Origin of the sequence: Acinetobacter kanungonis (genome assembly GCF_009939195.1) — a bacterium.
GTDB classification, from domain to species: Bacteria; Pseudomonadota; Gammaproteobacteria; order Pseudomonadales; family Moraxellaceae; genus Acinetobacter; species Acinetobacter kanungonis.
On record NZ_JAACKC010000003.1, the window covers coordinates 18627 to 41612 of the forward strand.

A 22986-nucleotide genomic window follows, 5' to 3' on the forward strand; every position below is an offset into this window, starting at 1 on the left:
AATCTGAACAGCATGCCACCGTGCTGTCATGATTTCACTTCTTGACCAGAGTCATCACTATGGATTTAGTTTCACGTGTACAACGTTTACCTGTTGGAAAGTTCCACTATACCTTGCTGTGGGTGATTGGCTTGGGCTGGATGTTTGATGCCATGGATACAGGGCTAATTTCCTTTATTCTGACCAAGATGGCAACCGAGTGGAATATGAGCCCTGCCGAAAAAGGCTGGGTGGTGTCGATTGGTTTTGTCGGCATGGCGATTGGTGCGGTCTGTTCTGGGGCTTTGGCAGACCGTTGGGGACGCCGTAATGTCTTTGCGGCAACTTTGGTGACTTATAGTATAGCGACTGCTTTATGTGCTTTCGCTCCAAATCTGACCTGGTTATTGGTGTTTCGTTTTATTGTCGGCTTAGGGTTGGGTGGACAGTTACCGGTTGCAGTGACTTTGGTCAGTGAATATATCCCTGCACAGGTGCGCGGACGTTTTATCGTCTTACTGGAAAGTTTCTGGGGCTTGGGCTGGTTGGTTGCTGCATTGGTCTCTTATTTTGTGATTCCAAGCTATGGCTGGCATGTGGCCTTCTTGATTGGTGGTTTGCCAGCGTTGTACGTGTTTATGATTTTAAAGAAAGTGCCGGAATCGGTACCGTATTTAATTAATCGTGGGCGGATTGAAGAAGCACATGCCTTAGTACAAAAACTGGAGCGTGAATGCGGCGTGGAAGTGATTCAGCAAATAGAAGTGCAACCCGTTGCTGCCAAGCAAACTGTGTCCTTTTCACAACTGTGGTCGAATCCTTTTGCGAAACGCACTTTAATGTTGTGGCTGATCTGGTTTGGGATTGTTTATTCTTATTACGGCATCTTTACGTGGTTACCAAGCCTGTTGGTGAAACAGGGCTATAGCATTGTGCAGTCCTTTGAATATGTACTGGTGATGATTTTGGCACAACTACCTGGTTATATCGCGGCTGCATGGCTGGTGGAAAAACTCGGGCGTAAATTGACCTTGGCAGGTTTTATCGGCTTCTGCGCCTTGTCGGCTTATTTCTTTGGTCAGGCAAATACCGTTACTCTGATTATGTTCTGGGGCTGCTTAATGTCGTTCTTTAATTTGGGTGCATGGGGCGTACTGTATACCTATACGCCAGAACAGTACCCAACCAATATTCGTGCTTTTGGTTCAGGTTGGGCATCGGCGATTGGGCGTATGGGCGGGATTGTCGCACCATTGATTGTCACCCAGATGATGGTGCAGCAAAACGGATTTAATCATGTGTTTATGATGTTCACTGCGGTATTGCTAGCGGTGGCATTGGTGATTTTGGTTTTGGGTGAAGAAACCAAAGGCAAAACCTTAGAGTCAATTGGGATGTAAAATGTTCAAGTTGTCATGGTGATGTTCCATCACCATTCGGCTTTTTCAGCACATACAGATACGCGAGGAAAATGGATTCTTTAGAAAATAAAAATTATAAGTTGATCATTTATTTAAAAGTGGATAATTTTACGACATCAGCACCTCGTTAAGACACAAATTGTCGTGGTAGTGAAGGGCACACCCTTGTGCAGTCACAGTCTGAGACTTAGCATAAGAACTTAGATAAAAAAATGATTTGATTAGGATGAAAGGTTGTTATGACAAACCTTGCGCATCACGCAACTGAAAACCGCTCCGTCGCAGAATTTACTGAACGTGCTTACCTCAACTATGCCATGTACGTGATTATGGACCGTGCTTTGCCTCACATCAGTGATGGTTTAAAGCCAGTACAACGCCGTATTGTGTATGCCATGAGTGAGCTTGGACTAAAACCAAGTGGTAAACCGAAAAAATCTGCACGTACCGTGGGTGATGTATTGGGTAAATACCATCCGCATGGCGATTCAGCCTGTTATGAAGCCATGGTGTTGATGGCGCAACCTTTCAGTTATCGCTATCCATTTATTGAAGGTCAGGGCAACTGGGGTTCACCCGATGATCCGAAATCTTTTGCTGCCATGCGTTATACCGAAGCCAAACTGTCGCAGTACAGTGAAGTGTTATTGGCAGAGTTGGGACAAGGTACTTGTGATTGGCAAGACAACTTTGATGGCTCGCTCAAAGAACCTGTGAATTTACCTGCACGGGTACCGAATATTTTATTGAATGGTACGACAGGCATTGCCGTGGGGATGGCGACCGACATTCCACCACATAATTTGCGTGAAGTCATTAAAGGTACGATTGCCTTAATTCGTAATCCAAATTTAACGGATGAAAAAGTCGCAGAATATATTCCGGCGCCTGATTTACCGACCAAAGCCGAGATTATTACCCCACCTGATGAATTGCTGAAAATTCAAACTACAGGTCGTGGTAGTTACCGTATGCGTGCGGTGTATACGATAGAAAAAAATGAAATCGTGATTACCGACTTGCCGTACCAAGTCTCGGGTTCCAAAGTCATCACGCAAATTGCCGATCAAATGCAGGCGAAAAAACTGCCCTTGGTCAGTGATGTACGCGATGAATCGGATCATCAAAATCCGACCCGTCTGGTGGTGGTGTTACGCTCGAACCGTATTGATGCAGAAGCGGTGATGAGTCATTTATTTGCCACCACGGACCTAGAGTCCAGCTATCGTGTCAACATGAATATGATTGGGGCAGATGGTCGTCCGCAAGTGAAATCAATTCGTCGCATTTTGCTGGAATGGATTGAAATCCGCAAAGACACCGTGACTCGTCGTCTGCAATATCATCTCAATAAAATTGAAAAGCGCCTGCACATTTTGGCAGGCTTGCTGATTGCGTATCTGGATATTGATACCGTGATTCGCATCATCCGTGAAGAAGAGCATCTGAAAGCGGAATTGATGTCGCATTTTGGCATTGATGAGATTCAAGCCGAAGCCATTTTGGAATTGAAATTACGCCATTTGGCGAAATTGGAAGAAATGGAAATTCGTCGTGAACAGGAGGAATTGGAAGCCAAGGCAGCCATTATTCGTGAACAGTTGGCGAATCCAGAATCTTTAAAAGCATTGATTATCAATGAACTGAAAGACGATGCGAAACGTTTTGGCGATGATCGCCGTTCACCGATCGTACAGCGCGCTGAAGCCACGGCGATTAGTGAACAAGATTTAATGCCTGCCGACCCTGTGACTGTTGTCCTTTCGGAAGCGGGCTGGATTCGAAGTGCCAAAGGGCATGATGTGGATGCAGAGAACCTGAATTTCCGTGCGGGCGATCAATATCTCAGTCATGCACAAGGCAAGTCCAATCAAAAAGTCTATATCTTAGACCAAACTGGGCGTAGTTACGCACTGCCCATCAATAGCTTGCCATCGGCACGTGGTCTAGGTGAACCATTAAGTTCTAAGCTTGCACCTGTCAGTGGCGTCGGTTTCCTGCAAGTGCTGATTGAAGAAGATGAATCCGAGATTTTGGCGATGAGCAGTAAAGGCTACGGCTTTAAAACCCAAGCTAAACAACTCGATACCAGTGCCAAGGCAGGTAAAGCTTTCCTAACGATTCCAGAGGATGCGAAACCGTTACCATTATACCCTTTACAGCAAGCCACCCATTTGGCACTGTTAAGTTCGGCAGGGCGTTTACTGATTATCGATTTGTCAGAATTGCCAATCCTGAATAAAGGTAAAGGTAATAAATTGATACAACTCGAAGACAAAGATCAGATTATTGCTATGACAACTCTGAATTTAGATGAAATAATTCAAGTGGTTGCGGGACAACAACAATTGAAATTAAAAGGTGACGATTTACAAAAATATATGGGTAAACGTGCGACAAAAGGGCAACTGCTACCACGTGGATATCAAAAAGCAAATAGACTGTTGGTTCAGAGATAAAACTAGCATGTGGTTGTTGAAATAAGTTATATATGTGGCTGTGTTCGTGAAAATGGATACGGGAATGTGCATTAACAAGCTAAATAAACACGCACAAACCCGAAAAAAAAGCTGCATATTTTAAGGACTATAGATTGGAGAGATTGGGATTATGGAAAAGATTTGGTTCGCTGAATACCGCAAGACAGGCATTCCTGAAACTGTAGAATTGCCACCAGAGAACACCTCTTTGGTTGATGTATTTGAGCGTAATTTCCAAAAATTTGGTTCACGTGATGCCTTTATCTTTATGGATAAAGCACTTTCTTTTAGTGAACTCGATGAAGCTAGCCGCAAGTTTGCTGCTTATTTGCAAAGTTTAGGCTTAGCCAAGGGATCGCGTGTTGCGGTCATGATGCCAAACGTTCTCCAATATCCAGTGGTTGCTCTTGGTGTATTGCGTGCAGGTCTGGTGCTGGTGAATGTCAACCCACTTTATACGGCACGTGAACTTGAACATCAATTGAATGATTCTGGTTCTGAAGTTTTAGTCATTATTGAAAACTTCGCCTCGGTTTATCAAAGCATTATTGGTAAAACGCCAGTCAAGCATGTGGTTGTGGCTTCTGTGGGCGACATGCTCGGCACCCTAAAAGGCACTTTAGTGAACTTTGTCTTGCGTTCAGTACGTAAACAAATTCCAGCATGGAATATTCCAGGTCATATCCGTTTCAATGCGGCCATGTCTAAAGTTAGCCCAAGCAATTACAAACGTCCTAATCTAACCTTAAGCGATACTGCTGTACTTCAATACACAGGTGGTACTACAGGTGTATCTAAAGGTGCAGAGTTAACCCATCGTAACCTTGTGGCGAACTTATTGCAGTGTGATGGCATTTTCCAAAGTAAATTTGGGGTGCAAGATGGTTCGAGTACAGATCGTATTTTCTGTGCTTTACCGCTGTATCATATTTTTGCATTCATGGTGTGTGCCATGTACGGCATGTACAAAGGTCAAGCCAACGTCTTGATTCCAAACCCGCGTGATTTACCTGCGGTGATGAAAGAATTACGCAAATATCAACCAACCTTCTTCCCAGCCGTTAATACACTGTTTAATGCGCTTGTGAACAATGAAGAGTTTAAACAGCTCGATCACAGCAAGTTAAAAATGGCGATGGGCGGTGGTATGGCCGTTCTGCCGTCTACAGCTGAAGCATGGAAACGTGTTACAGGTACCAACATCATTGAAGGTTACGGTTTATCTGAAACTTCACCTGTAGCAACAGCAAACCCACCAGCGTCTGATGAGTTTAGCGGTACTATTGGTATTCCATTACCACTTACTGAAATTGCGATTTTAGATGATGATGGCAATGAAGTTGCTTTGGGTGAACAGGGTGAAATCTGTATCCGTGGTCCTCAGGTGATGAAAGGTTACTGGAATCGCCCAGACGAAACAGACAAAGTGATGGTAAATGGTTTCTTCCGTACCGGTGATATCGGTGTGATGGATGAGCGTGGCTACACCAAAATTGTAGACCGTAAGAAAGACATGATTTTGGTGTCTGGCTTTAACGTTTATCCTTCTGAAATTGAAGAAGTCATTGCGAAGCATCCAAAAGTATTGGAAGTTGCAGCGATTGGCGTACCTGATGAAAAATCAGGTGAAGTACCGAAGTTATTCGTCGTGAAAAAAGATGCTTCTTTAACGACTGAAGAAGTCCTTGAATTCGCGAAAGAAAACTTAACGGGATATAAACGCCCACGTTATGTCGAGTTTATGGAAGAATTGCCAAAATCAAATGTCGGTAAGATTTTACGTAAAGATTTACGTAAGAGTGCCTAAGCACTACATTAAAAAAAGCGCCTTTGGGCGCTTTTTTTTATTGGATTACATTATTTTTTCTTCATCAGCCAGCGATCGAAATAAGGGCGTCCAACCCCTGCAATCCCGATAAAAATGAAGATGGTGCCGAACTGACGGCTAAAGCCAGAACGATTAAAAGTACCATAGCTCAAGAAATTATCCGCCAAGCAGTAAATCAGGGTAATCAGTACCCAATGCCAGAGGGGAAGGCGACGAATCCCGACTGCCCAAAAAGCTAGCCAAAGCAGAATAAAAGTACAGACCGTCGACCAGATGTTCATGTTGGCACAAATGACCGTCAGTAAGAAAGCGATAATAGGGAACACGATGGCGAGTACACGATCCATCTGCCGTTGATGTTGATGCTGTTTCTCCAGCTCATCAAACAGTTTGTGCTGATCTGTATTGAATGACATAACGATTCCCGAAAGGCTTGGTTATAAAAACACATATTTAACAAAAAATATTCTAGAATTGCCATGCTATGATAAGCCTTATTGATCCCTCACGAGAATAAAATTGATGCAGAGTATTAGCGGCATTGTCTATCTCATTTTAATTGCATGCTTATTACCCTACGTTTTTACCGTTATTGCTAAAATGGCAGGTGGCTTTCAGGGACGAGATAATCAACATCCACGTGATTTTTTAGCGCAAACTACAGGTTTAGCTGCACGTGCCAATGCAGCGCAAAAGAATAGCTTTGAAGGGCTGCCGCTATTTATTGCCGCGATTTTGATGGCAGAATATATGGTCGTATCGCAATCCATCATTATGACCTTCGGTATTGCCTATTTGGTCCTCCGCGTGATTTATGGCGTGTGTTACTTGGCGAATTGGGCGACTTTACGTTCAATCGTCTGGTTATTGTCTTTATTGTGTCCAATTTTTCTGTTGATTTTGGTGATCAAACTCAGCTAATGAACGCACATATTCCCTATTTTTACGGGGCAGATGTATAATCGCTCCGTGATTAAACCGAATACGATTATTTGGCTTTCAATATAAATTAATTCATTCAAGAGTGATGCTATGAGCTACAGCAATATCCCTGCGGGTAAAGATGCGCCAAATGACATTTATGTCATCATTGAAATTCCTGCAAACGCAGCGCCAATCAAATACGAAATTGATAAAGATTCGGATGCGTTATTTGTAGACCGCTTCATGGGTACAGCAATGTTCTACCCAGCGAACTATGGCTATGTACCAAATACGTTGTCTGAAGATGGTGACCCACTTGACGTATTGGTTGTGACTCCACACCCAGTTGAGCCAGGTTCAGTGATTCGTTGCCGCCCAGTAGGCAAATTGAACATGGAAGATGATGGCGGTATTGATGCGAAACTGATTGCTGTTCCACATGAAAAATTAACACCAATCTATAAAGACGTTCAGGAATATACGGATCTTCCTCCTTTGTTAATTCAACAAGTTGAGCACTTCTTTAAGCACTACAAAGACTTAGAACCAGGTAAGTGGGTTAAGTTGACAGGTTGGGAAGGTGCTGACGTAGCGAAAGCTGAAGTCCTTAAAGCTATCGAAGCTGCAAAATAATCCTTTCAAGGATTGAGGTTGAACTTTATTTTGTAAAGTTCAACCCATAAAAAAAAACCTGCACAATGTGCAGGTTTTTTTTAGATCTCTGAAAAAGTCTTCAAATTAGAAGAATTTTACAGGGATATCTAACCAAATACGCCATTCGTTGGTATCACCAATATAGATATCATTTTGATATGAATCACTAGCGCGATAGTAAGAGTGACGTAAACGTAAGCTTGCATCTTTAGCAAAACCAGATTGGACGGTATATTTCACTTGGTTAAAGAATTCACGTTCTTGAGCGCTGTCAGTTACGTCTTTAACTTTGATATCCCAACCATAAACAAATGCAGTTGTCCATGTTAAACCAGGAAGATTCATACCTGCAAAGTTGTAAGTGTATTGAAGTTGCGCTGATTTTTCATCGTTACCGATGAAGTCAGAAAGGTAAGAGTTTGGTAGGTAAATACTTTGACCACCATCAGCATTATAACCGTAGTCATAACCAGTATTGCCACTGTTTTGCTGGTAAGCCAACATTACGTTGTGGTTGCCAGTGTTGTATGTGCCTGAAACTGCGAAAATATCATTTTTACGATCAGAAAGATCATCAGTTGTATGTGAGTAAGTAGTTGCTTCTTCATCATATTCAGTGTGATAACCACTAAAATCAAATGTTAAGGTGCTGTTGTTCGCAAGAGGGTGTGCGTAGTTGGCATTAACATAATGACGCTCAAGAGCATTTTTGCTGTCTAAGCCATAGTAAGATGCGTTGATTTGATCATTAAACTTATATTTAGCACCCCAAACGATGGCACGATCTAATTCATTACCATCAGTATTGATTTGGTCTGAGTATTGGTCTTTGGTAAATTTACCAGCAGTTAATTCTAAACCGTTAATTTCACGGCTAGTCGCTAAAACACCTTCAAAGTATTCAGGCACTAAACGTGCTGTGTTACTTGCAAGTACAGGTAGATCAAGTACTTGAGTACCGTAGCGGACTTCAGTGTTAGAAATACGCGCTTTTACGATACCGCCACCACGACCCCAGTGGTCATAAGCAGAACCATCGTTATACTTAGGAATCATTTGGTTGCCAGCATTTTTGTTTTCACCAATTTTGAATGAGCCATCACCAATAACGCCCACACCAAAACCAACGATACCTTGGGTATAACCTGATTCGATTTTAACCATAGCTGTTTGAGCAACAGAGCTCGTATCTGCTACGCCATTTTTCTTGTCGCGAGTAAGGTAACCAGTGCGGAACAATACTGATCCTTCAGCATCTTCTACAAATCCTTTTGCTTCACTTTGTTCGCTTGCATAAGCGGTAGTAATAAGGGCAGCCTGAATTAATACTGCTAATGTAAGTTTTTGCGCATTTGGCATAAGAAACAACCTCAAAAAAAGATAGATTCAGAATTTCGTTTTTTGGCATAACTCGAAATTTTCATAAATTGTATAATTAATCTATAAAAAAGATAGATTTTTATTAATTTTATTTCATTCTTGTTACACGCTACTTGACGAAATTGCATTCTTGTTGTTGGAAAAGTAATAACCATATTTTATACATAAGCTATTCATTCATAATAAAATTATATTTTACTGAATGGAAAATATAGCCCTGTTTTGTTTTAAATCAAGATGAAAAAAATGCCAATTCTTTTGTTTATTTTTTCTTCATTATCGGCTTGATTGTTTGTTTTTTAATCTGCTTTGGGCTTGTTTTTATTATTAAACCCTATTTCTAATTGAAAATGAGAAATGTTTCATTTTGGTTCATTCAAAATATTCCTTTTGAAAGGTGCTGGCCACGTAAAGTGGAGTTGTGATTTTGTTCATGGACAGAGTGGGGAATGAACTGTTGTGGTGCGCATATTTTGTACAGAAAAGGCTGTCGAGTATATTTGTTGATCTAAAATGAAGCATTTTAAAGAAAAACTATGCTGTATTTATCAATCTTCCTAAAAAAGCAGCCATTTTTATCATTAGACTAATTTTGCTCTCTCAATCTTATCGGTATTCGTACTGCATTTATCCTCAGTATTATTGGAACACGATCATGTCTATTTAACTCCTAAAATCATGCACCATAGTGAGCGTGAATGGCTTTAAAAGTCAGGAATGCTTGGAGAGATTCAATGAGTGAATATAAAAAAATTGAGATTCTCCGACCTCATTTTCACTGAAATCGATGCAGCACCCATGTAGATTTTGAAGATGGAAATACTTTATTAACCAATTGTTATTTATATAAAAATATTGGAAATTACAGGTGTTCTTCACTATAGCTCCCATTTAACTGCTTTAGTTTAGGATGATTGATTTGTATCAGGATTTAACTGATAAAGCTCAATCTTATGCTTGGATAAAGAATTGCTTAGATTTAATTTTTGGTCGATTTTATCGTTTTTATAAAGAAAAAGTGAGGGGTGTTAATTGTTTTTTCTAAAGTTGGCATAACGTTTGCTAATACATCAAGGAGTTTATTAATTACAGCAAAAACGTCGTAATTCGATGTGGGGGAACCTTAGAATGAAATTTACATTAAAAGTATTATCTATGGCGGTTGTTGCAGCGGCTTCAACATTTACCTTTGCGGATGAAGTAGCATCACCATTTGGTTTATCTTTTAGCGGTAATGCTGCGGTGACCACTGACTATCGTTTCCGTGGTTTGACTCAAACTCAAAGCGACCCAGCGGTGCAAGCCGGTTTCACCCTTACACATGATTCAGGTGTATATGCTGGTCTTTGGGGTTCAAATGTGAATTTTGGTTCAGGAACACCAAGTTTAGAATTAGATCCATATTTAGGTTATGCAACAACATTGGACAGTTTTTCGAGCAAACCGTTATTAGATGTGGGTGTGGTGTACTACAACTATCCAAGTGCAACAGATCTTAGCTGGGTAGAGTTTTATGGCAAATTAACTTTCGCGAGTGTTTTGGCTGAAGGTGATAGCATCTTGACCAATGTGAACTATACCAATGACTATGCTGGCTCTGATACCGATAGCTGGAATGTGAATGCGGGTTATTCAATTCCATTCGGTTCAACTGGTTTTGGCGGTGTTGCAAGCGTAGGTTATACCGTGGTGGATGATGAAGAGAAATATAACTTCGGTGGCGATGACAACTATGTTGATTGGAAAGTGGGTGTGAACTACGCGTTTAAATCAATTTCAGGTGCAACAGCTGAATTAGCGGCTGTTGGCACCAATATTGATACCGATACGTTTGATGATGCTACTGCACGTGGTGTAGAAACAGGCGCTGTATTCACCTTAACCAAAACATTCTAAATAAAAGTATGTTAAAAAAACCTCTAGCCTTAAAAGCTAGAGGTTTTTGTATTTTGAATCGTTAAACCAAAGACCTTAAAGGTTTTGTTGTCTATAAGATAAAGCTTCACTTAAATGCGTCGTTTGAATTTCTGTCACATTAGCCAAATCGGCAATGGTTCTTGCTACTCTTAAGACTCGATGATAAGCACGGGCCGATAAATTCAGACGTTGCTGCGCAAGTTCTAGCATTTGTTTGCTTTGAGTATTTAAATAGGCATATTGTTCAAGCTGCTGTGGACTCAACGCATGATTGAGGCAATTTTGCCGTTGAATCTGTTGCTCATAAGCTTGAATGACTCGTTCACGTACTTGTTCAGAACGCTCTGCAGCACTTTGTGCTTGTAATTCTTGCACCGTCAGTGGTGGAACATCGATATGTAAATCGATGCGATCCAGTAATGGTCCTGAAATTCGGTTTTGGTAGCGTTTAATCGACTCCGCTGAACATTGGCAGCGTTGATCCTGATTAAAAGCATAACCACATGGACAAGGATTCATGGCTGCAATCAGCTGAAAGTTTGCAGGATAGGTAATTTGGCGAGATGCCCGTGAAATGACGATTTCTTTGGACTCCAGGGGTTGCCTTAATACTTCTAAAACTTTGCGGTCAAATTCGGGTAATTCATCTAAAAACAGCACCCCTAAATGCGCCAAGGTAATTTCTCCAGGTTTGGGCTGTGAACCGCCGCCCACCAGTGCAATCGCGGAAGCCGTATGATGCGGTGCACGGAAGGGACGTTGCCCAAATTGATGCTGAGTATTGGCAACCGAATAAATGCTGGCGACTTCTAAATTCTCTTGCGTATCCAAAGGCGGCAGAATACTGGGCAAACGAGACGCTAATAAGGTTTTTCCTGTACCTGGTGGGCCTCGAAAAAGTAAGGAATGTCCTCCTGCCGCAGCAATTTCCAATCCACGTCTTGGACGAAGTTGTCCTTTGACATCGGCCAAATCAAATTTATAAGCTTGTAAATATGAGTCAGCCTGAACATGTACAGGTGACAAAGGCTGGTTTTGACTTAAATGTTCACAGACTTCTTTGAGATGTTTTGCAGCATACACCTCAAAATGGGGCAGTTGTGCTGCCTCAAATGCATTCTGTTCGGGCAAAATGAGTTTGTGTTGCGCTTGCTGACAGGCAATGGCAATACTCAAGGTGCCTGTGGTCGGACGTAATTGTCCGTCTAAAGCCAATTCTCCAATAAATTCAAGCTGATCGACCGAATGTTCTGGCAATTGTCCAGAAGCAATTAAAATGCCCAAGGCAATCGGTAAATCTAGGCGTGAACCATCTTTGGGCAAATCTGCGGGTGCAAGATTTATCGTCAGCCGCTTACTGGGGAACTGAAAACCACTATTAATAATGGCAGATCTGACCCGATCTTTACTTTCCCGAACAGCAGCTTCAGCTAGCCCAACGATAGTAAGTGACGGTAATCCTTGACTTAAATGGACTTCAACCTCAATGAGCGGGGCGTGCAGACCCAATAGCCCTCGCGTATTAATTTTAGCAAAAGACATCTTGTTGTTCCGTTTTGGTGCGTTATTTTTGGTCGTTTTTTGTCTTTTTTTGCACTAAAGGTGTGCTTATTTTTTGTTCTGTAACTTTTGCTCAAGTGCTTCGACGTGATTCAGTAATTCATTCAATCGTAGATTGGCATTGGCTAGCGCAGTTTTTTGGCGTTCAATTTCATCACGAGAAACCAAATCCATTTTACTCACGGCCTCATTTAGCAAGGCTCTTAAGTTATGTTCCAAATCGCTTTTGGGTTGTTCTACTTGTTCTAGAATGGCTTGTAATAAAGTTTCAATCATTGAGTTATCCATCTGATGGAGACGTGCGCGTGCAGTGTATCACTGCTTCAAGCGAGACTATAGTGCTTTCTCGAACATCCTCGCCCCGATCAGACCAAAATTGGCGACTTTCGGCTAAAAATCTCGAATATTAAAGACCTAAGCTTCGATTAAAAGACAAAAATAAGGTATAAATAGAGGCGTGTATCAGGTTTTTTATTTCCCTCAACCTTAAAAATCTTGGCACGAAAATTGAACATAAAACCTTACTGGTGAGAAAAGCCGAAGGAAAAACAAACATGAAGCTAGTAACTGCAATTGTAAAACCCTTTAAATTGGATGATGTGCGTGAAGCATTGTCAGAAATTGGTGTTCAAGGGATCACTGTAACTGAAGTCAAAGGTTTTGGTCGTCAAAAAGGTCATACTGAGCTGTATCGTGGTGCTGAGTATGTCGTTGATTTTCTACCAAAAGTTAAAATTGAAATCGCAATCAGCGACGAAATGGTTGACGCAGTGATTGAATCTGTCACTCGTGTTGCTAGCACTGGAAAAATTGGTGACGGAAAAATCTTTGTGACTAACTTAGAGCAAGTTATCCGTATTCGTACAGGTGAAACAGGGCCAGATGCTGTTTAATTTGGCATAAAGTTTGCAGAGTATCGAATAACTCGCAAAATTAGGTTGGGGGACACGAATGAAAAAAATGCTACTTGCGCTGAGTCTATCAGGCGCACTCTTAGGAGGTTCTGTTGCTTGGGCTGAAGAAGTAACAGCATCTGCTCCATCAGAAGAAATGACAACAACAGTTGAAACTACTGCAGCGGCATTACCCGATGCACAGGCAGTAGCAACACCAGCTCCAGCTGAGGAAGCTGTAGCGCCTGCCGCTGAGCCAACCCTTGATACAGGTGATACGGCTTGGATTTTAGTTTCTACCGCGTTGGTCTTACTTATGACCATTCCAGGCTTAGCACTTTTCTACGGTGGTATGGTTCGTAAGAAAAACGTGTTAAGTACCATGGCACATAGCTTTGTTGCGGCAGCAGTAGTCAGCCTTGCATGGGTGATTGTTGGTTATACGCTTGCTTTTACCGAAGGAAATGCCTTTATTGGCGGTTTTGATAAAGTCATGCTGTCTGGCATTACTACAACGGCTTTAACAGGCACTATTCCTGAAATTCTATTCGTCATTTTCCAAATGACCTTTGCCATTATCACGGTAGCCATTATTAGTGGCTCTATCGCAGAACGTATGAAGTTTGGTGCTTTTGTGGCTTTCATCGCCATTTGGGTTGTGGTCGTCTATGCACCAATTACTCACTGGGTATGGGGTGGCGGTTGGTTATTCAATGATGGCGCACTCGATTTCGCAGGCGGTACAGTGGTCCATATCAACTCAGGTGTTGCAGGTCTTGTAGCTGCCTATATGCTGGGTAAACGTATGGGGCTGGGTCGTGAATCAATGGCACCGCATAACCTGACTTTAACTGTGCTCGGTGCAAGCCTTGTATGGGTAGGCTGGTTTGGTTTTAACGGTGGTTCAGCACTGGGTGCAAATGGCTCTGCAGGTTATGCACTTGTGACTACACAAGTGGCTGCAGCGGCAGCAGCAGTGGCGTGGTTAATTACTGAAAAAGTGGTACGTGGTAAAGCATCTGTACTTGGTGGCGCATCTGGTGCTGTTGCAGGTCTGGTGGTGATTACGCCTGCGGCTGGTTTTGTAACCGTCGGTGGTGCTTTGGCGATGGGTCTGATTGGTGGCGTAGTCTGCTTCTGGGGGATTACGGGTCTGAAACGTGCCCTTAAAGCAGATGATTCTTTAGACGCTTTTGGTCTACACGGTGTTGGTGGTATTGTCGGTGCGATTTTAACTGCATTCTTCGCAAGTGAATTCATCATGGGTGATAAAGTACCTGCGAACATGGTGAGCCAATTGTGGGTTCAAGTTGAAGGTGTACTTGCCACTGTCGCTTACTCAGCAGTGTTAACGTTCGTAATCTTAAAAGTGATTGATGTGGTGATTGGTATTCGTGTTGAAGCTGATGATGAACGCATGGGTCTCGACTTGAGTCAACATGGCGAACGTATTGAATAATTTGATAACGATATAATCAATATATTGTGTAAAACAGCCCGAAAGGGCTGTTTTTTTTCCATATCTAGCGTAATGCTCTACAAAAACCATAATTTTTGCTACACTCAGAATTCAAAATTGTTTTGTTTAATTCAACCGCCATGCATTGTCCTTTTTGCAACGCCGCAGACAGTAAAGTCATCGACTCGCGCTTAGCCGCGGAAGGCTGCCAAATCAGACGTCGCCGTGAATGTATCAGTTGCGGGGAACGCTTTACGACATTTGAAAGTTTTGAAGTGGTCATGCCACGCGTGATTAAATCAGACGGTAAAAATGAACCTTTTGATGAAGCCAAGTTGCGTCGTTCATTGATGCACGCTTTACAAAAGCGTCCTGTTACCCAAGAACAAATCGAAGCCGTACTCAGTGATATCCAGTTGCATATCCGTCGTTTAGGTGAACGTGATGTGAAATCGCGCACCATCGGAGAAATTGTGATGCAGGCTTTATTTGCACTGGATCACGTGGCTTATGTGCGTTTTGCTTCGGTCTATCAGGACTTTCAGGATGTAGAAGCCTTTCGTCGTCAAATTGAACAAATGCAACAACGTGAACATGAGTGAGTTTACCCATGTCTGAGTTAAGCCAAGACCAAATCTGGATGCAACGTGCCATTCATCTCGCACAACAAGGTCAGTATTCGACACGACCAAATCCGAATGTGGGCTGCGTGATTGTCAAAGATGGCAAAGTGGTTGGAGAGGGGTTTCACCCACGTGCAGGACAACCCCATGCTGAAGTTTTTGCCATTCGCCAAGCGGGTGCGTTGACCCAAGGGGCAACGGCTTATGTAACTTTGGAACCTTGTGCGCATTATGGGCGGACACCACCGTGTGCCAAAGGTCTGGTCGAAGCTGGTATTTCGCAAGTCATGGTGGCGTGTTCCGATCCGAATCCACTGGTGGCAGGTAAAGGCATTCAGATTCTTCAGGAAGCTGGGATTCAGGTCAGTACGGGTGTCTGTGAAGCAGAAGCTGCTGTATTAAACCGTGGTTTTCTCAAAGCCATGGCCACAGGCTTGCCTTATGTACGCTTAAAAGTTGCCTCTAGCCTAGATGGTCGAACAGCCATGGCATCGGGGGAGTCGAAATGGATTACGGGACCTGAAGCACGACAGGATGTGCAGCACTGGCGTGCCATTTCAGGCGCGGTGATTACGGGAATTGAAACCGTGCTGGCGGATGATTGTCTACTGAATGTGCGTCAATTGCCTGATGTAGACGATATCAGTACGGTGGTGCAACCCAAACGGGTGGTTCTGGATCGTCAAGGTCGCTTACCTTTAGATGCGCAAATTTTACAACAGCCCGATACCGTGATGGTGATGGGACCTTTTCGTGCCGAATTGGCACAACTGGGTGTGATCCAGTTAGAAATTCAGTCTTTGCATAGTTTGCTACGCACGCTGAAAGATTTTCAAATTTACGATGTGTTGGTAGAAGCCGGTGCAACCTTATCGAGTGCATTTTTGCAACAGGGTTTGGTGGATGAGCTGATCAGTTATGTCGCACCGACCTTATTGGGTCAATCCGCACGCGCGATGTTTAATGCAGAGTTTGAGCATTTGGCAGAGCAACTTCGCTTTAAGCTCATCGAGGTTTCCCAAGTGGGAAATGATGTGCGCTTAAGACTAACTCCCCTTCAAGAGTCTATATGAATCAAGAGTCTACGGTTTATCATAAACGACGTCACGCGGCACGGACCACAGACGAATACTTATTTCATCAATTGGTTCCTTATTTAGGAAACAAGCGTCGTTTATTGCATCTGATTTTAGAGGCACTTGAACAAACAGGCACCTTGAATGCCAAAGGTCGTGCACCAATTTTTGCCGACTTTTTTGCGGGCAGCGGTGTGGTATCCCGTCTCGCCCGTCAAAATGGCTATCGTGTGATTGCCAATGACTGGGAACCTTATAGCCATGCCTTGAACCATGCCATTTTGGCATGTGTCGATGCACCCGCATTTAAAGAGTTGGGTGGCTATCAAAAGGCGATTGATTATTTAAACCGTTTGCCTGAAGTGAAAGGCTGGGTCACACATAACCTGTGCCCGCGCAATGACGAAATTTATGATCCTGCCCGCGACCGACTGTTTTTTAAACGTCGTAATGGTATGCGGATTGATGCTATTCGTCAGCAAATTGCCACTTGGCAGGCACAAGGTGCAATTGATGATGTGGAAATGAGTGCCTTGTTGGCACCGCTACTTTATTCGGCGAGTTTCGTGAGTAATACCAGTGGTGTTTTTAAGAGCTTCCATCATGGTTGGGGAGGTAAAACCCAAACTGCGTTGGAACGGATCGAATCTTTGCTGTGGCTAACACCAAGCCGTTTCTGTGAAGTCGGAGCTAATAAGCAAAAGACTCCGATGGCTGAAATGTGGTGTGTCGATGCGCAGCATCTGGCAAATCAGATGAGTGGCTTTGAAGTCGATGTGGCTTATCTGGATCCACCGTATAATCAGCACGCCTATAGCAGTAATTATCATGTGTTGAATGCATTGACGCTGTGGGATCAGGTGGATTTACCAAGCCCTGACACCAAAGGCTTTAAGAGTGGGATTGACCGTGCATGGCGTAAAGAACGTCCGAGTCCGTACAATTCTTCCAAGTACGCCAAAGAAGCCTATGAGAAATTGCTGTCGACCATTAATGCACGTTATATTCTGACCAGCTATTCGACCGATGGTAATATTGAAGCGGCCGATTTGCTCAAAGCCAATCTTGAGCGTGGACGCGTGACACTATTAACCCAAGATGTGCCACGTTATCGCGTCAGCAAACAACGTCAGTCTGAGCGCGCACGCGTGTTGGAGTTTATTGTGATTACCGATACCCATGCCAAATCGGGTCCACCACTGCGTCAGTTATTGGGTCAACTCTATCATTTTGCAGAGTTGGGCGGGGTAGATACCTCAGGCGTGAGTACCCAATTGGCATTGTGGTAAGTCCAAATTCAGGAAAGAGAAAGATTATGTTTACAGGAATTATAGAAAGCCTTGGTCGCGTCGAAAGCTTACAAAGCGTGGGCGGTGATGTACGTTTACGTATTCAAACTGATTTGGACATGTCGGATGTACACTTAGGTGACTCGATTGCTACCAATGGGATTTGCCTCACCGTGATTGAATGGGGCGATAACTGGTATGCAGCCGATGTTTCACGTGAGAGTCTGAACCGAAGTACCTTAGGGCATTGGAAAGTCGGGCAACCCGTAAATGTCGAAAAAGCCATGCTGCCGACCACACGTTTTGGTGGACATATTGTCAGTGGGCATGTCGATGCTGTGGGCGAAATTACTTTAGTCCGTGAAGATGCTCGTTCTCTTTATTTTGAAGTGACTGCGCCAGCAGAAATTGCCAAATATTTGGCAGAGAAAGGCTCGGTAACAGTCGATGGCATCAGTCTGACCATTAACCATTTACGTGGCAATATTTTGAGTCTGAATTTGATTCCTCATACCGCTGAGAGAACCAATATTGGAACGTGGAAAGTGGGTTCTAAAGTGAATTTGGAAGTCGATGTGTTGGCACGTTATATCGAACGTTTACTCTTGGGTGACAAAGCGGCAGAGACTCAAGCACAGTCAAAAATCAGCATGGATTTCTTGGCTGAAAACGGCTTTTTGAAATAAAAACTACATATTTGCTCTGAAAACAGCCTAGAATACTAGGCTGTTTTCGTTTCTACTTGAGTGAAATAAAGCACGTGATACCTAAATTGAATATCGTAGATTTATGTAATGCTTGATTTTTTTCTAAATCTTGAACAAATGTTGCCGATACTGCTGGCGCAGTATGGGACATGGATTTATGCCATCTTGTTTCTGATTATTTTTGCAGAAACTGGCTTTGTCTTTATGTTTTTTCTGCCCGGCGATAGTTTGTTGATTGCCGTAGGCGCATTGTGTTCCTCTTCAGCCATCATACAGCTGCATAGTATGGGAATGGTGCTGATTGTTGCCGCGATTTTGGGTTATGCGGTGAATTATTACACGGGCAAGAAACTGGGCTTTAAGTATTTACATCGCCATTCACGTTGGATGAAGCCTGAATATTTGAGTAAAACCAACCATTACTTTGTCAAACATGGTGGCAAGACCATTATGTTGGCGCGTTTTATTCCCTTTGTACGTTCCTTTGCGCCCTTTGCCGCAGGTGCAGGGCATATGAAATTTTCCAGTTTTATGTGGTACAACACCATTGGCAGTTTGATCTGGATTGGCGTCTTGCTCAGTATTGGCTATGGGGCGGGCAATATCTTTTTTGCGACACTGGAATTGGTGGAGTGATCTGCTGACAGATCACTCGATAACTTCAGCGGGGATGATTGAAGTTTAGTGTTTGATAATGGTTACAGCTGGTTCATCATGCCACGTGAGGCTTTCACTTTCAGGGGAGAGGCTGAAATGTCCTTTTTCCGATTCGCGGGTTAAAAATACTGAAAGCGATTGAAAATCAGTTCGACTAATCAGTAATTTTTGCGCAGATACAATCCATTTTTCGCCTGAATCGAGTGCAGCAATGCGGTGAGAAACGTGGTTCAGTAGGTCCATTTTTTCTTCCTGATTTATTGATAAGTCAATTTTTGGCGCGGTCACTTTAAACCGTTTGTTTTAAAGTGATGACCATCTTGTGACATTTATATGTCAGTTTCATGACAATGTTAAAATCAGAAAGAAAAAATTAAATGATTGGTTTTACATCAGAAAAATTAGAATTTTGTAATATGTATTCAATTTCTTCTTGTGCTGCAGCACGTAGCTTGTGTCGGAATTGATTGACCGCTTGTTCAATTTGGGCTTCCGCTTCAAGTTCAAGACGTAGACGTACGCTTTCCAGTTCAGAGTGAATGTGTTGGTCAAAATGTCCGAGACCCGGTGCAAAATCTAGGGTTTGGCTACTATCATTTTGATGATAACGCTCGGCATAGTCGAGGGTTTCTTGTTCAATCTGCTGGCGTAAATGAGCTAAGGTTTGGGTTTGCTCGGCAAATTGACGACCTTCATCTTCCCATAGATGTTGCGCATATAACGCTGTTGCTGCGCGTTTTTCTGCCAGAGATTTTTCTAGTGCCAGTTGGCGACGAATCCGAGCTTCTTCAATCAAGCGTGCCTTTAAGTCAGCATAAGCCTGTTCAATAATCTGCTGCGCTTGATCTTGTGCTTTTTGATCTGCTGCCAACCACAGTTGCGTCTGAGTATTTGGCTGCAATAAATCACAGATATGATTCAGGTCATCCATAAATGTCTGACGCACAGCTTCGGGCGCATCTAACCAGCGCTGTTTAAAATCTGGACCGACATTTAATGCCACCATATATCTCCCTGAGGTTGAACAATTACAGCTTGAAAGTTTGAGGTTCAATGCCTAAGCGTCGATATTGTTTAAATTTTTCACGACCGAGCTGTTTGGCAGAATCATTATTCTCAATAATTTCTATAATTTGGCTAAATTCATGAAATTGATCAAGTGCCTGATTGTTAAAATTAAAGACAATCCAATCATTTTCTTTGGGCAAGTGCGCAGAGATACAGACGCGTGCCTGTTCTTGATCAATGCCATGTCCGATAAAGCTGGTGTCGTCAAAACTCCATAAGCGTTCATCCAGTTGTTGCTGTAAAGCAGGATCGGGGCAATACAGCCAAATCCGTTTCGGTTGACGCAGAATTTTACGACACAAACGGCAAGTGCTTTCGACTTGCCGTTCTGGACTTTTTTCAAACAGATAAAAGCTAACTTTAGCCATTCGTGTTAACGCGGTTGGCTAAGAATTGCATTAACAATGGGACTGGACGACCAGTTGCACCTTTACTGCTACCCGATAACCATGCTGTGCCGGCAATATCTAAATGCGCCCAGCGGTATTCACGGGTAAAGCGCTGTAGGAAGCATGCAGCGGTCACTGAACCTGCTTTTGGACCACCAATGTTGGCGATATCGGCAAAAGGAGAATCCAACTGTTCTTGATAATCATCAATCACGGGCATGCGCCATACACGGTCAAAAGCGGTTTGACCTGCGGTATTAAGTTCTGCTGCCAGTTCATCATCAGGGGTAAACATGCCTGTGAGTACTGAACCTAATGCCACGACACACGCACCTGTTAAAGTTGCAATATCAATCACGAGTTCTGGGTTAAAGCGTTTGATATAGGTCAAAGTATCGCACAGTACCAAACGACCTTCAGCATCGGTATTTAAGATTTCAACGGTTTGACCACTCATACTTGTGACAATATCACCTGGGCGAGTTGCATGACCTGAAGGCATATTTTCTGCGGCAGCAATGGCACCCACCACATGAATTGGAAATTTTGCTTCACAGAGGGCACGTAGTGTTCCAAGTACAGAGGCTGCACCACACATGTCGAATTTCATTTCGTCCATGCCCAGACCCGGTTTCAATGAAATACCACCTGTATCAAAGGTCACGCCTTTGCCGACCAACACAATCGGTGCTTGTTCAGGCTGACCTTTATATTCAAGGGTAATAATACGACCTGGGCGATCTGAACCACGGCTGACAGCAAGGAAGGCAAACATGCCCAGATCCGCCATTTCCTGTTCATTGATGATGGTAACTTTGAGTTGTTCAGGGTACTGCTGTGCCAATGCCAAGGCTTGCTCGGCAAGATATTCTGGGAAGCAGATATTGCCAGGGCGGTTGCCTAAGTCACGTGCATAATTCTGACCCGATTGAATCGCTTGAATCAGACTTAGCTGTTGGTTACTTAACGGACTTTGTTCCGCAATCAGTCCAATTTCGCTGAGTAAAAACTCATTTTTCTTCGATTTGAATTCATCGTAGCCATAAGCTGCTTGGGTCAGGCTCAAGGCAAAGACATAGTGTAAAGCTTCAGGCAAGGCATTCAGATCAACTTGAATCTGCTGATATTTTTTTTGTGAAGATTTGATAATGGTTTGTGCAATTTTTGCTAACTTTGCTGGCTGCAACTCTTCAGCTTTATCTAGTCCAATTAAGACAGCATGAGCATAGCCGGGAATCTTTGCCAACAAAGGCAATGTCTCATTTAAGCCTGCTTTAAATTGAGTTGCTTGAGCAATCTGTTCTAAGTCATTGATTTGATATGTGGCTGCAATCTGAGCAAGTTGAGCATTGGTGGCTAAAATGAATAAAGCCTGATCGGTAGCGGGAGTGGGTAGAGCGGTATTCAAGCTGAGTTTCATAGGGGGTCTTCACGCCTTTGAGAGTATTAAGTCATTCAACCATTGAAACATTTTTATGGATAGAGTTTCAATGCAGAAGCAGGGGAATAGGTTTTATATTTTTAACATTCGGGTAAACTATCGATAGTTTTTACTCTTTTTAAAATTGGAAGAATCAATTTGATTATTCGGCGTTATTTAGTCAAGCAAGTGGTCTCTACCTCATTGGTTGTAATTGCCTTATTGACCTTAATCATGATGGGTGGCCGATTAATCAAATACTTCGGCGTGGCTGCTCAAGGTCGTTTAGATGCCAGCATTTTATTTAGCATCATTGGCTATCGCTTGCCTGAGTTCTTAACCCTGATTCTGCCTTTAGGTTTCTTCATTGGCCTGATGCTGGTCTTTGGTCGTTTATATGTCGATCATGAGATGGCCGTCATGAATGGTAGTGGGGTGAGCCGTCATCAGTTGGCGCGCTTGCTTATCCCTATGACCTTGGTGTTTATGCTGGTTCAAGCTGGTTTAATGCTGTGGATGTCCCCGTGGGGGCTACGTCAGTTTGAACAGCTCACTACCAGCCAAGCGGTACGTACTGGCTTCGATCTAGTTCGTCCCAAAGAGTTTATCTCTTCGGGTCCCTATACCATTTATGCGGGGGATTTATCTGAAGATCGCCGTAATCTGAAAGATATTTTCTTCTACCAGCGTGCGGAAAAAGAAGGCAAGCCAGATGTGATGATTTTGGCGAAGGAAGCCACACGGGTGGAAGTCGCGAATGACAGCGCCAATGTGGTGGATTTGGTGCAAGGGCGTCGTTATGAAATCTATCCAGGCAAGCCTAAATACACCCAAGCCGAATTCCAAAGTTATCGTTTACGTTTAGAAAGTGATAAAGAAGCCAAATTTGAAAGTGCGGAAGTTGAAGCGCTCCCGACTGGAAAACTCTGGCAAAACCGCAATGATCCTGTCGTTGCCAGCGAATTGGGTTGGCGAATGTTTGTGCCTTTGGTGATGATTGTGGCATTAGGTTTGGCAGTTGCATTATCTGAAGTCAGTCCGCGTCAGGGACGTTATTTAAAACTGTTCCCTGCCTTATTGATTTTTGCCAGCTTGATTGTGGCAATGATGGCGATTAAAACCCGCGTGAGCAAACAGGAAATTGGGGTTTGGGCTTATCCATTGGTGCTCTTTGTCTATGCCATTGCCGCTGCGCTTTTCTCGCGTAAGCAAAAATTAGCCCCAAAAATTAAGAAACAGATTCAGCGAGTGAGGTCTTAAAA

The 22986-nt window shown here is 43.1% G+C and carries 22 protein-coding genes; 14 read left to right on the forward strand and 8 right to left on the reverse strand.

Going from position 1 to position 22986, the window contains the following annotated elements; all coding sequences use genetic code 11:
- Nucleotides 1-59: 59 nt before the first annotated feature.
- The 3 genes from niaP to GWK51_RS06360 all read left to right on the forward strand — a co-directional run bounded on the left by niaP (nt 60) and on the right by GWK51_RS06360 (nt 5687).
- Nucleotides 60-1379 carry a niacin transporter NiaP gene (gene niaP / locus GWK51_RS06350; RefSeq protein WP_142769732.1) on the forward strand — a complete coding sequence of 440 codons (1320 nt, stop codon included), beginning with the start codon at nt 60-62 and terminating at the stop codon, nt 1377-1379.
- A 260-nt stretch (nt 1380-1639) separates the two neighbouring features.
- A complete protein-coding gene (gene parC, locus GWK51_RS06355) occupies nt 1640-3859 on the forward strand; it encodes a DNA topoisomerase IV subunit A (RefSeq protein ID WP_161933092.1) in 2220 nt (739 codons plus the stop codon).
- Nucleotides 3860-4010: 151 nt separating this feature from the next.
- Nucleotides 4011-5687, forward strand: a complete 1677-nt coding sequence (locus GWK51_RS06360; RefSeq protein ID WP_100242600.1) for a long-chain-fatty-acid--CoA ligase — start codon at nt 4011-4013, stop codon at nt 5685-5687.
- Between the two features lie 50 nt (nt 5688-5737).
- On the opposite strand, the gene GWK51_RS06365 is transcribed toward GWK51_RS06360, so the two are convergent.
- Nucleotides 5738-6124, reverse strand: a complete 387-nt coding sequence (locus tag GWK51_RS06365; RefSeq protein ID WP_142769730.1) for a hypothetical protein — start codon at nt 6122-6124, stop codon at nt 5738-5740.
- Between the two features lie 106 nt (nt 6125-6230).
- Between GWK51_RS06365 and GWK51_RS06370 the strand changes: the two genes are divergently transcribed.
- Both GWK51_RS06370 and ppa read left to right on the forward strand, forming a co-directional pair.
- The gene (locus GWK51_RS06370) at nt 6231-6629 is read left to right on the forward strand and encodes an MAPEG family protein (protein ID WP_100242598.1); all 399 of its coding nucleotides are present in this window, start codon (nt 6231-6233) and stop codon (nt 6627-6629) included.
- Nucleotides 6630-6740: 111 nt separating this feature from the next.
- Nucleotides 6741-7265 carry an inorganic diphosphatase gene (ppa, locus tag GWK51_RS06375; RefSeq protein WP_100242597.1) on the forward strand — a complete coding sequence of 175 codons (525 nt, stop codon included), beginning with the start codon at nt 6741-6743 and terminating at the stop codon, nt 7263-7265.
- Nucleotides 7266-7370: 105 nt separating this feature from the next.
- Here ppa and GWK51_RS06380 read toward each other — a convergent pair whose 3' ends face one another.
- Complete coding sequence (locus tag GWK51_RS06380) at nt 7371-8645, reverse strand: OprD family outer membrane porin (RefSeq protein ID WP_161933093.1); 1275 nt, start codon at nt 8643-8645, stop codon at nt 7371-7373.
- 1149 nt (nt 8646-9794) lie between these two features.
- Between GWK51_RS06380 and GWK51_RS06385 the strand changes: the two genes are divergently transcribed.
- The gene (locus GWK51_RS06385) at nt 9795-10562 is read left to right on the forward strand and encodes a TorF family putative porin (protein ID WP_161933094.1); all 768 of its coding nucleotides are present in this window, start codon (nt 9795-9797) and stop codon (nt 10560-10562) included.
- 75 nt (nt 10563-10637) lie between these two features.
- On the opposite strand, the gene GWK51_RS06390 is transcribed toward GWK51_RS06385, so the two are convergent.
- Together GWK51_RS06390 and GWK51_RS06395 are read right to left on the reverse strand one after the other, a co-directional pair.
- Nucleotides 10638-12125 carry a YifB family Mg chelatase-like AAA ATPase gene (locus tag GWK51_RS06390; RefSeq protein WP_161933095.1) on the reverse strand — a complete coding sequence of 496 codons (1488 nt, stop codon included), beginning with the start codon at nt 12123-12125 and terminating at the stop codon, nt 10638-10640.
- 66 nt (nt 12126-12191) lie between these two features.
- Nucleotides 12192-12419, reverse strand: coding sequence for an accessory factor UbiK family protein (locus tag GWK51_RS06395; protein WP_142769726.1), 228 nt, complete (start codon nt 12417-12419; stop codon nt 12192-12194).
- 278 nt (nt 12420-12697) lie between these two features.
- Between GWK51_RS06395 and glnK the strand changes: the two genes are divergently transcribed.
- The 7 genes from glnK (at nt 12698) to GWK51_RS06430 (ending at nt 18826) form a co-directional block, all read left to right on the forward strand.
- On the forward strand, nt 12698-13036 hold the full coding sequence (gene glnK, locus GWK51_RS06400; protein WP_016168502.1) for a P-II family nitrogen regulator: 339 nt from the start codon (nt 12698-12700) through the stop codon (nt 13034-13036).
- Nucleotides 13037-13094: 58 nt separating this feature from the next.
- Complete coding sequence (locus GWK51_RS06405; protein WP_161933096.1) at nt 13095-14495, forward strand: ammonium transporter; 1401 nt, start codon at nt 13095-13097, stop codon at nt 14493-14495.
- Nucleotides 14496-14635: 140 nt separating this feature from the next.
- A complete protein-coding gene (gene nrdR, locus GWK51_RS06410) occupies nt 14636-15097 on the forward strand; it encodes a transcriptional regulator NrdR (protein ID WP_026441105.1) in 462 nt (153 codons plus the stop codon).
- Between the two features lie 8 nt (nt 15098-15105).
- Nucleotides 15106-16191 (forward strand): bifunctional diaminohydroxyphosphoribosylaminopyrimidine deaminase/5-amino-6-(5-phosphoribosylamino)uracil reductase RibD, encoded by a 1086-nt coding sequence (gene ribD / locus GWK51_RS06415; RefSeq protein WP_161933097.1) that lies wholly within the window; start codon nt 15106-15108, stop codon nt 16189-16191.
- Nucleotides 16188-17483, forward strand: coding sequence for a DNA adenine methylase (locus tag GWK51_RS06420; protein WP_161933098.1), 1296 nt, complete (start codon nt 16188-16190; stop codon nt 17481-17483). Before ribD ends, GWK51_RS06420 begins: the two co-directional genes overlap by 4 nt.
- A 26-nt stretch (nt 17484-17509) precedes the next feature.
- Nucleotides 17510-18169, forward strand: a complete 660-nt coding sequence (locus GWK51_RS06425) for a riboflavin synthase (protein ID WP_161933099.1) — start codon at nt 17510-17512, stop codon at nt 18167-18169.
- A gap of 108 nt (nt 18170-18277) precedes the next feature.
- Nucleotides 18278-18826: a VTT domain-containing protein gene (locus GWK51_RS06430; protein WP_161933100.1), complete on the forward strand. Its 549-nt coding sequence runs from the start codon at nt 18278-18280 to the stop codon at nt 18824-18826.
- A 45-nt stretch (nt 18827-18871) separates the two neighbouring features.
- Here GWK51_RS06430 and GWK51_RS06435 read toward each other — a convergent pair whose 3' ends face one another.
- The 4 genes from GWK51_RS06435 to GWK51_RS06450 all read right to left on the reverse strand — a co-directional run bounded on the left by GWK51_RS06435 (nt 18872) and on the right by GWK51_RS06450 (nt 21724).
- Nucleotides 18872-19090: a hypothetical protein gene (locus GWK51_RS06435; RefSeq protein ID WP_161933101.1), complete on the reverse strand. Its 219-nt coding sequence runs from the start codon at nt 19088-19090 to the stop codon at nt 18872-18874.
- A gap of 130 nt (nt 19091-19220) precedes the next feature.
- Nucleotides 19221-19853: a cell division protein BlhA gene (blhA, locus tag GWK51_RS06440; protein WP_216071724.1), complete on the reverse strand. Its 633-nt coding sequence runs from the start codon at nt 19851-19853 to the stop codon at nt 19221-19223.
- Nucleotides 19854-19875: 22 nt separating this feature from the next.
- Nucleotides 19876-20283 (reverse strand): DNA polymerase III subunit chi, encoded by a 408-nt coding sequence (locus GWK51_RS06445; protein ID WP_100242586.1) that lies wholly within the window; start codon nt 20281-20283, stop codon nt 19876-19878.
- The gene (locus tag GWK51_RS06450) at nt 20276-21724 is read right to left on the reverse strand and encodes a leucyl aminopeptidase (RefSeq protein WP_161933102.1); all 1449 of its coding nucleotides are present in this window, start codon (nt 21722-21724) and stop codon (nt 20276-20278) included. Before GWK51_RS06450 ends, GWK51_RS06445 begins: the two co-directional genes overlap by 8 nt.
- A gap of 159 nt (nt 21725-21883) precedes the next feature.
- Between GWK51_RS06450 and lptF the strand changes: the two genes are divergently transcribed.
- A complete protein-coding gene (lptF, locus tag GWK51_RS06455) occupies nt 21884-22984 on the forward strand; it encodes an LPS export ABC transporter permease LptF (RefSeq protein WP_142769718.1) in 1101 nt (366 codons plus the stop codon).
- Nucleotides 22985-22986 lie beyond the last annotated feature (2 nt).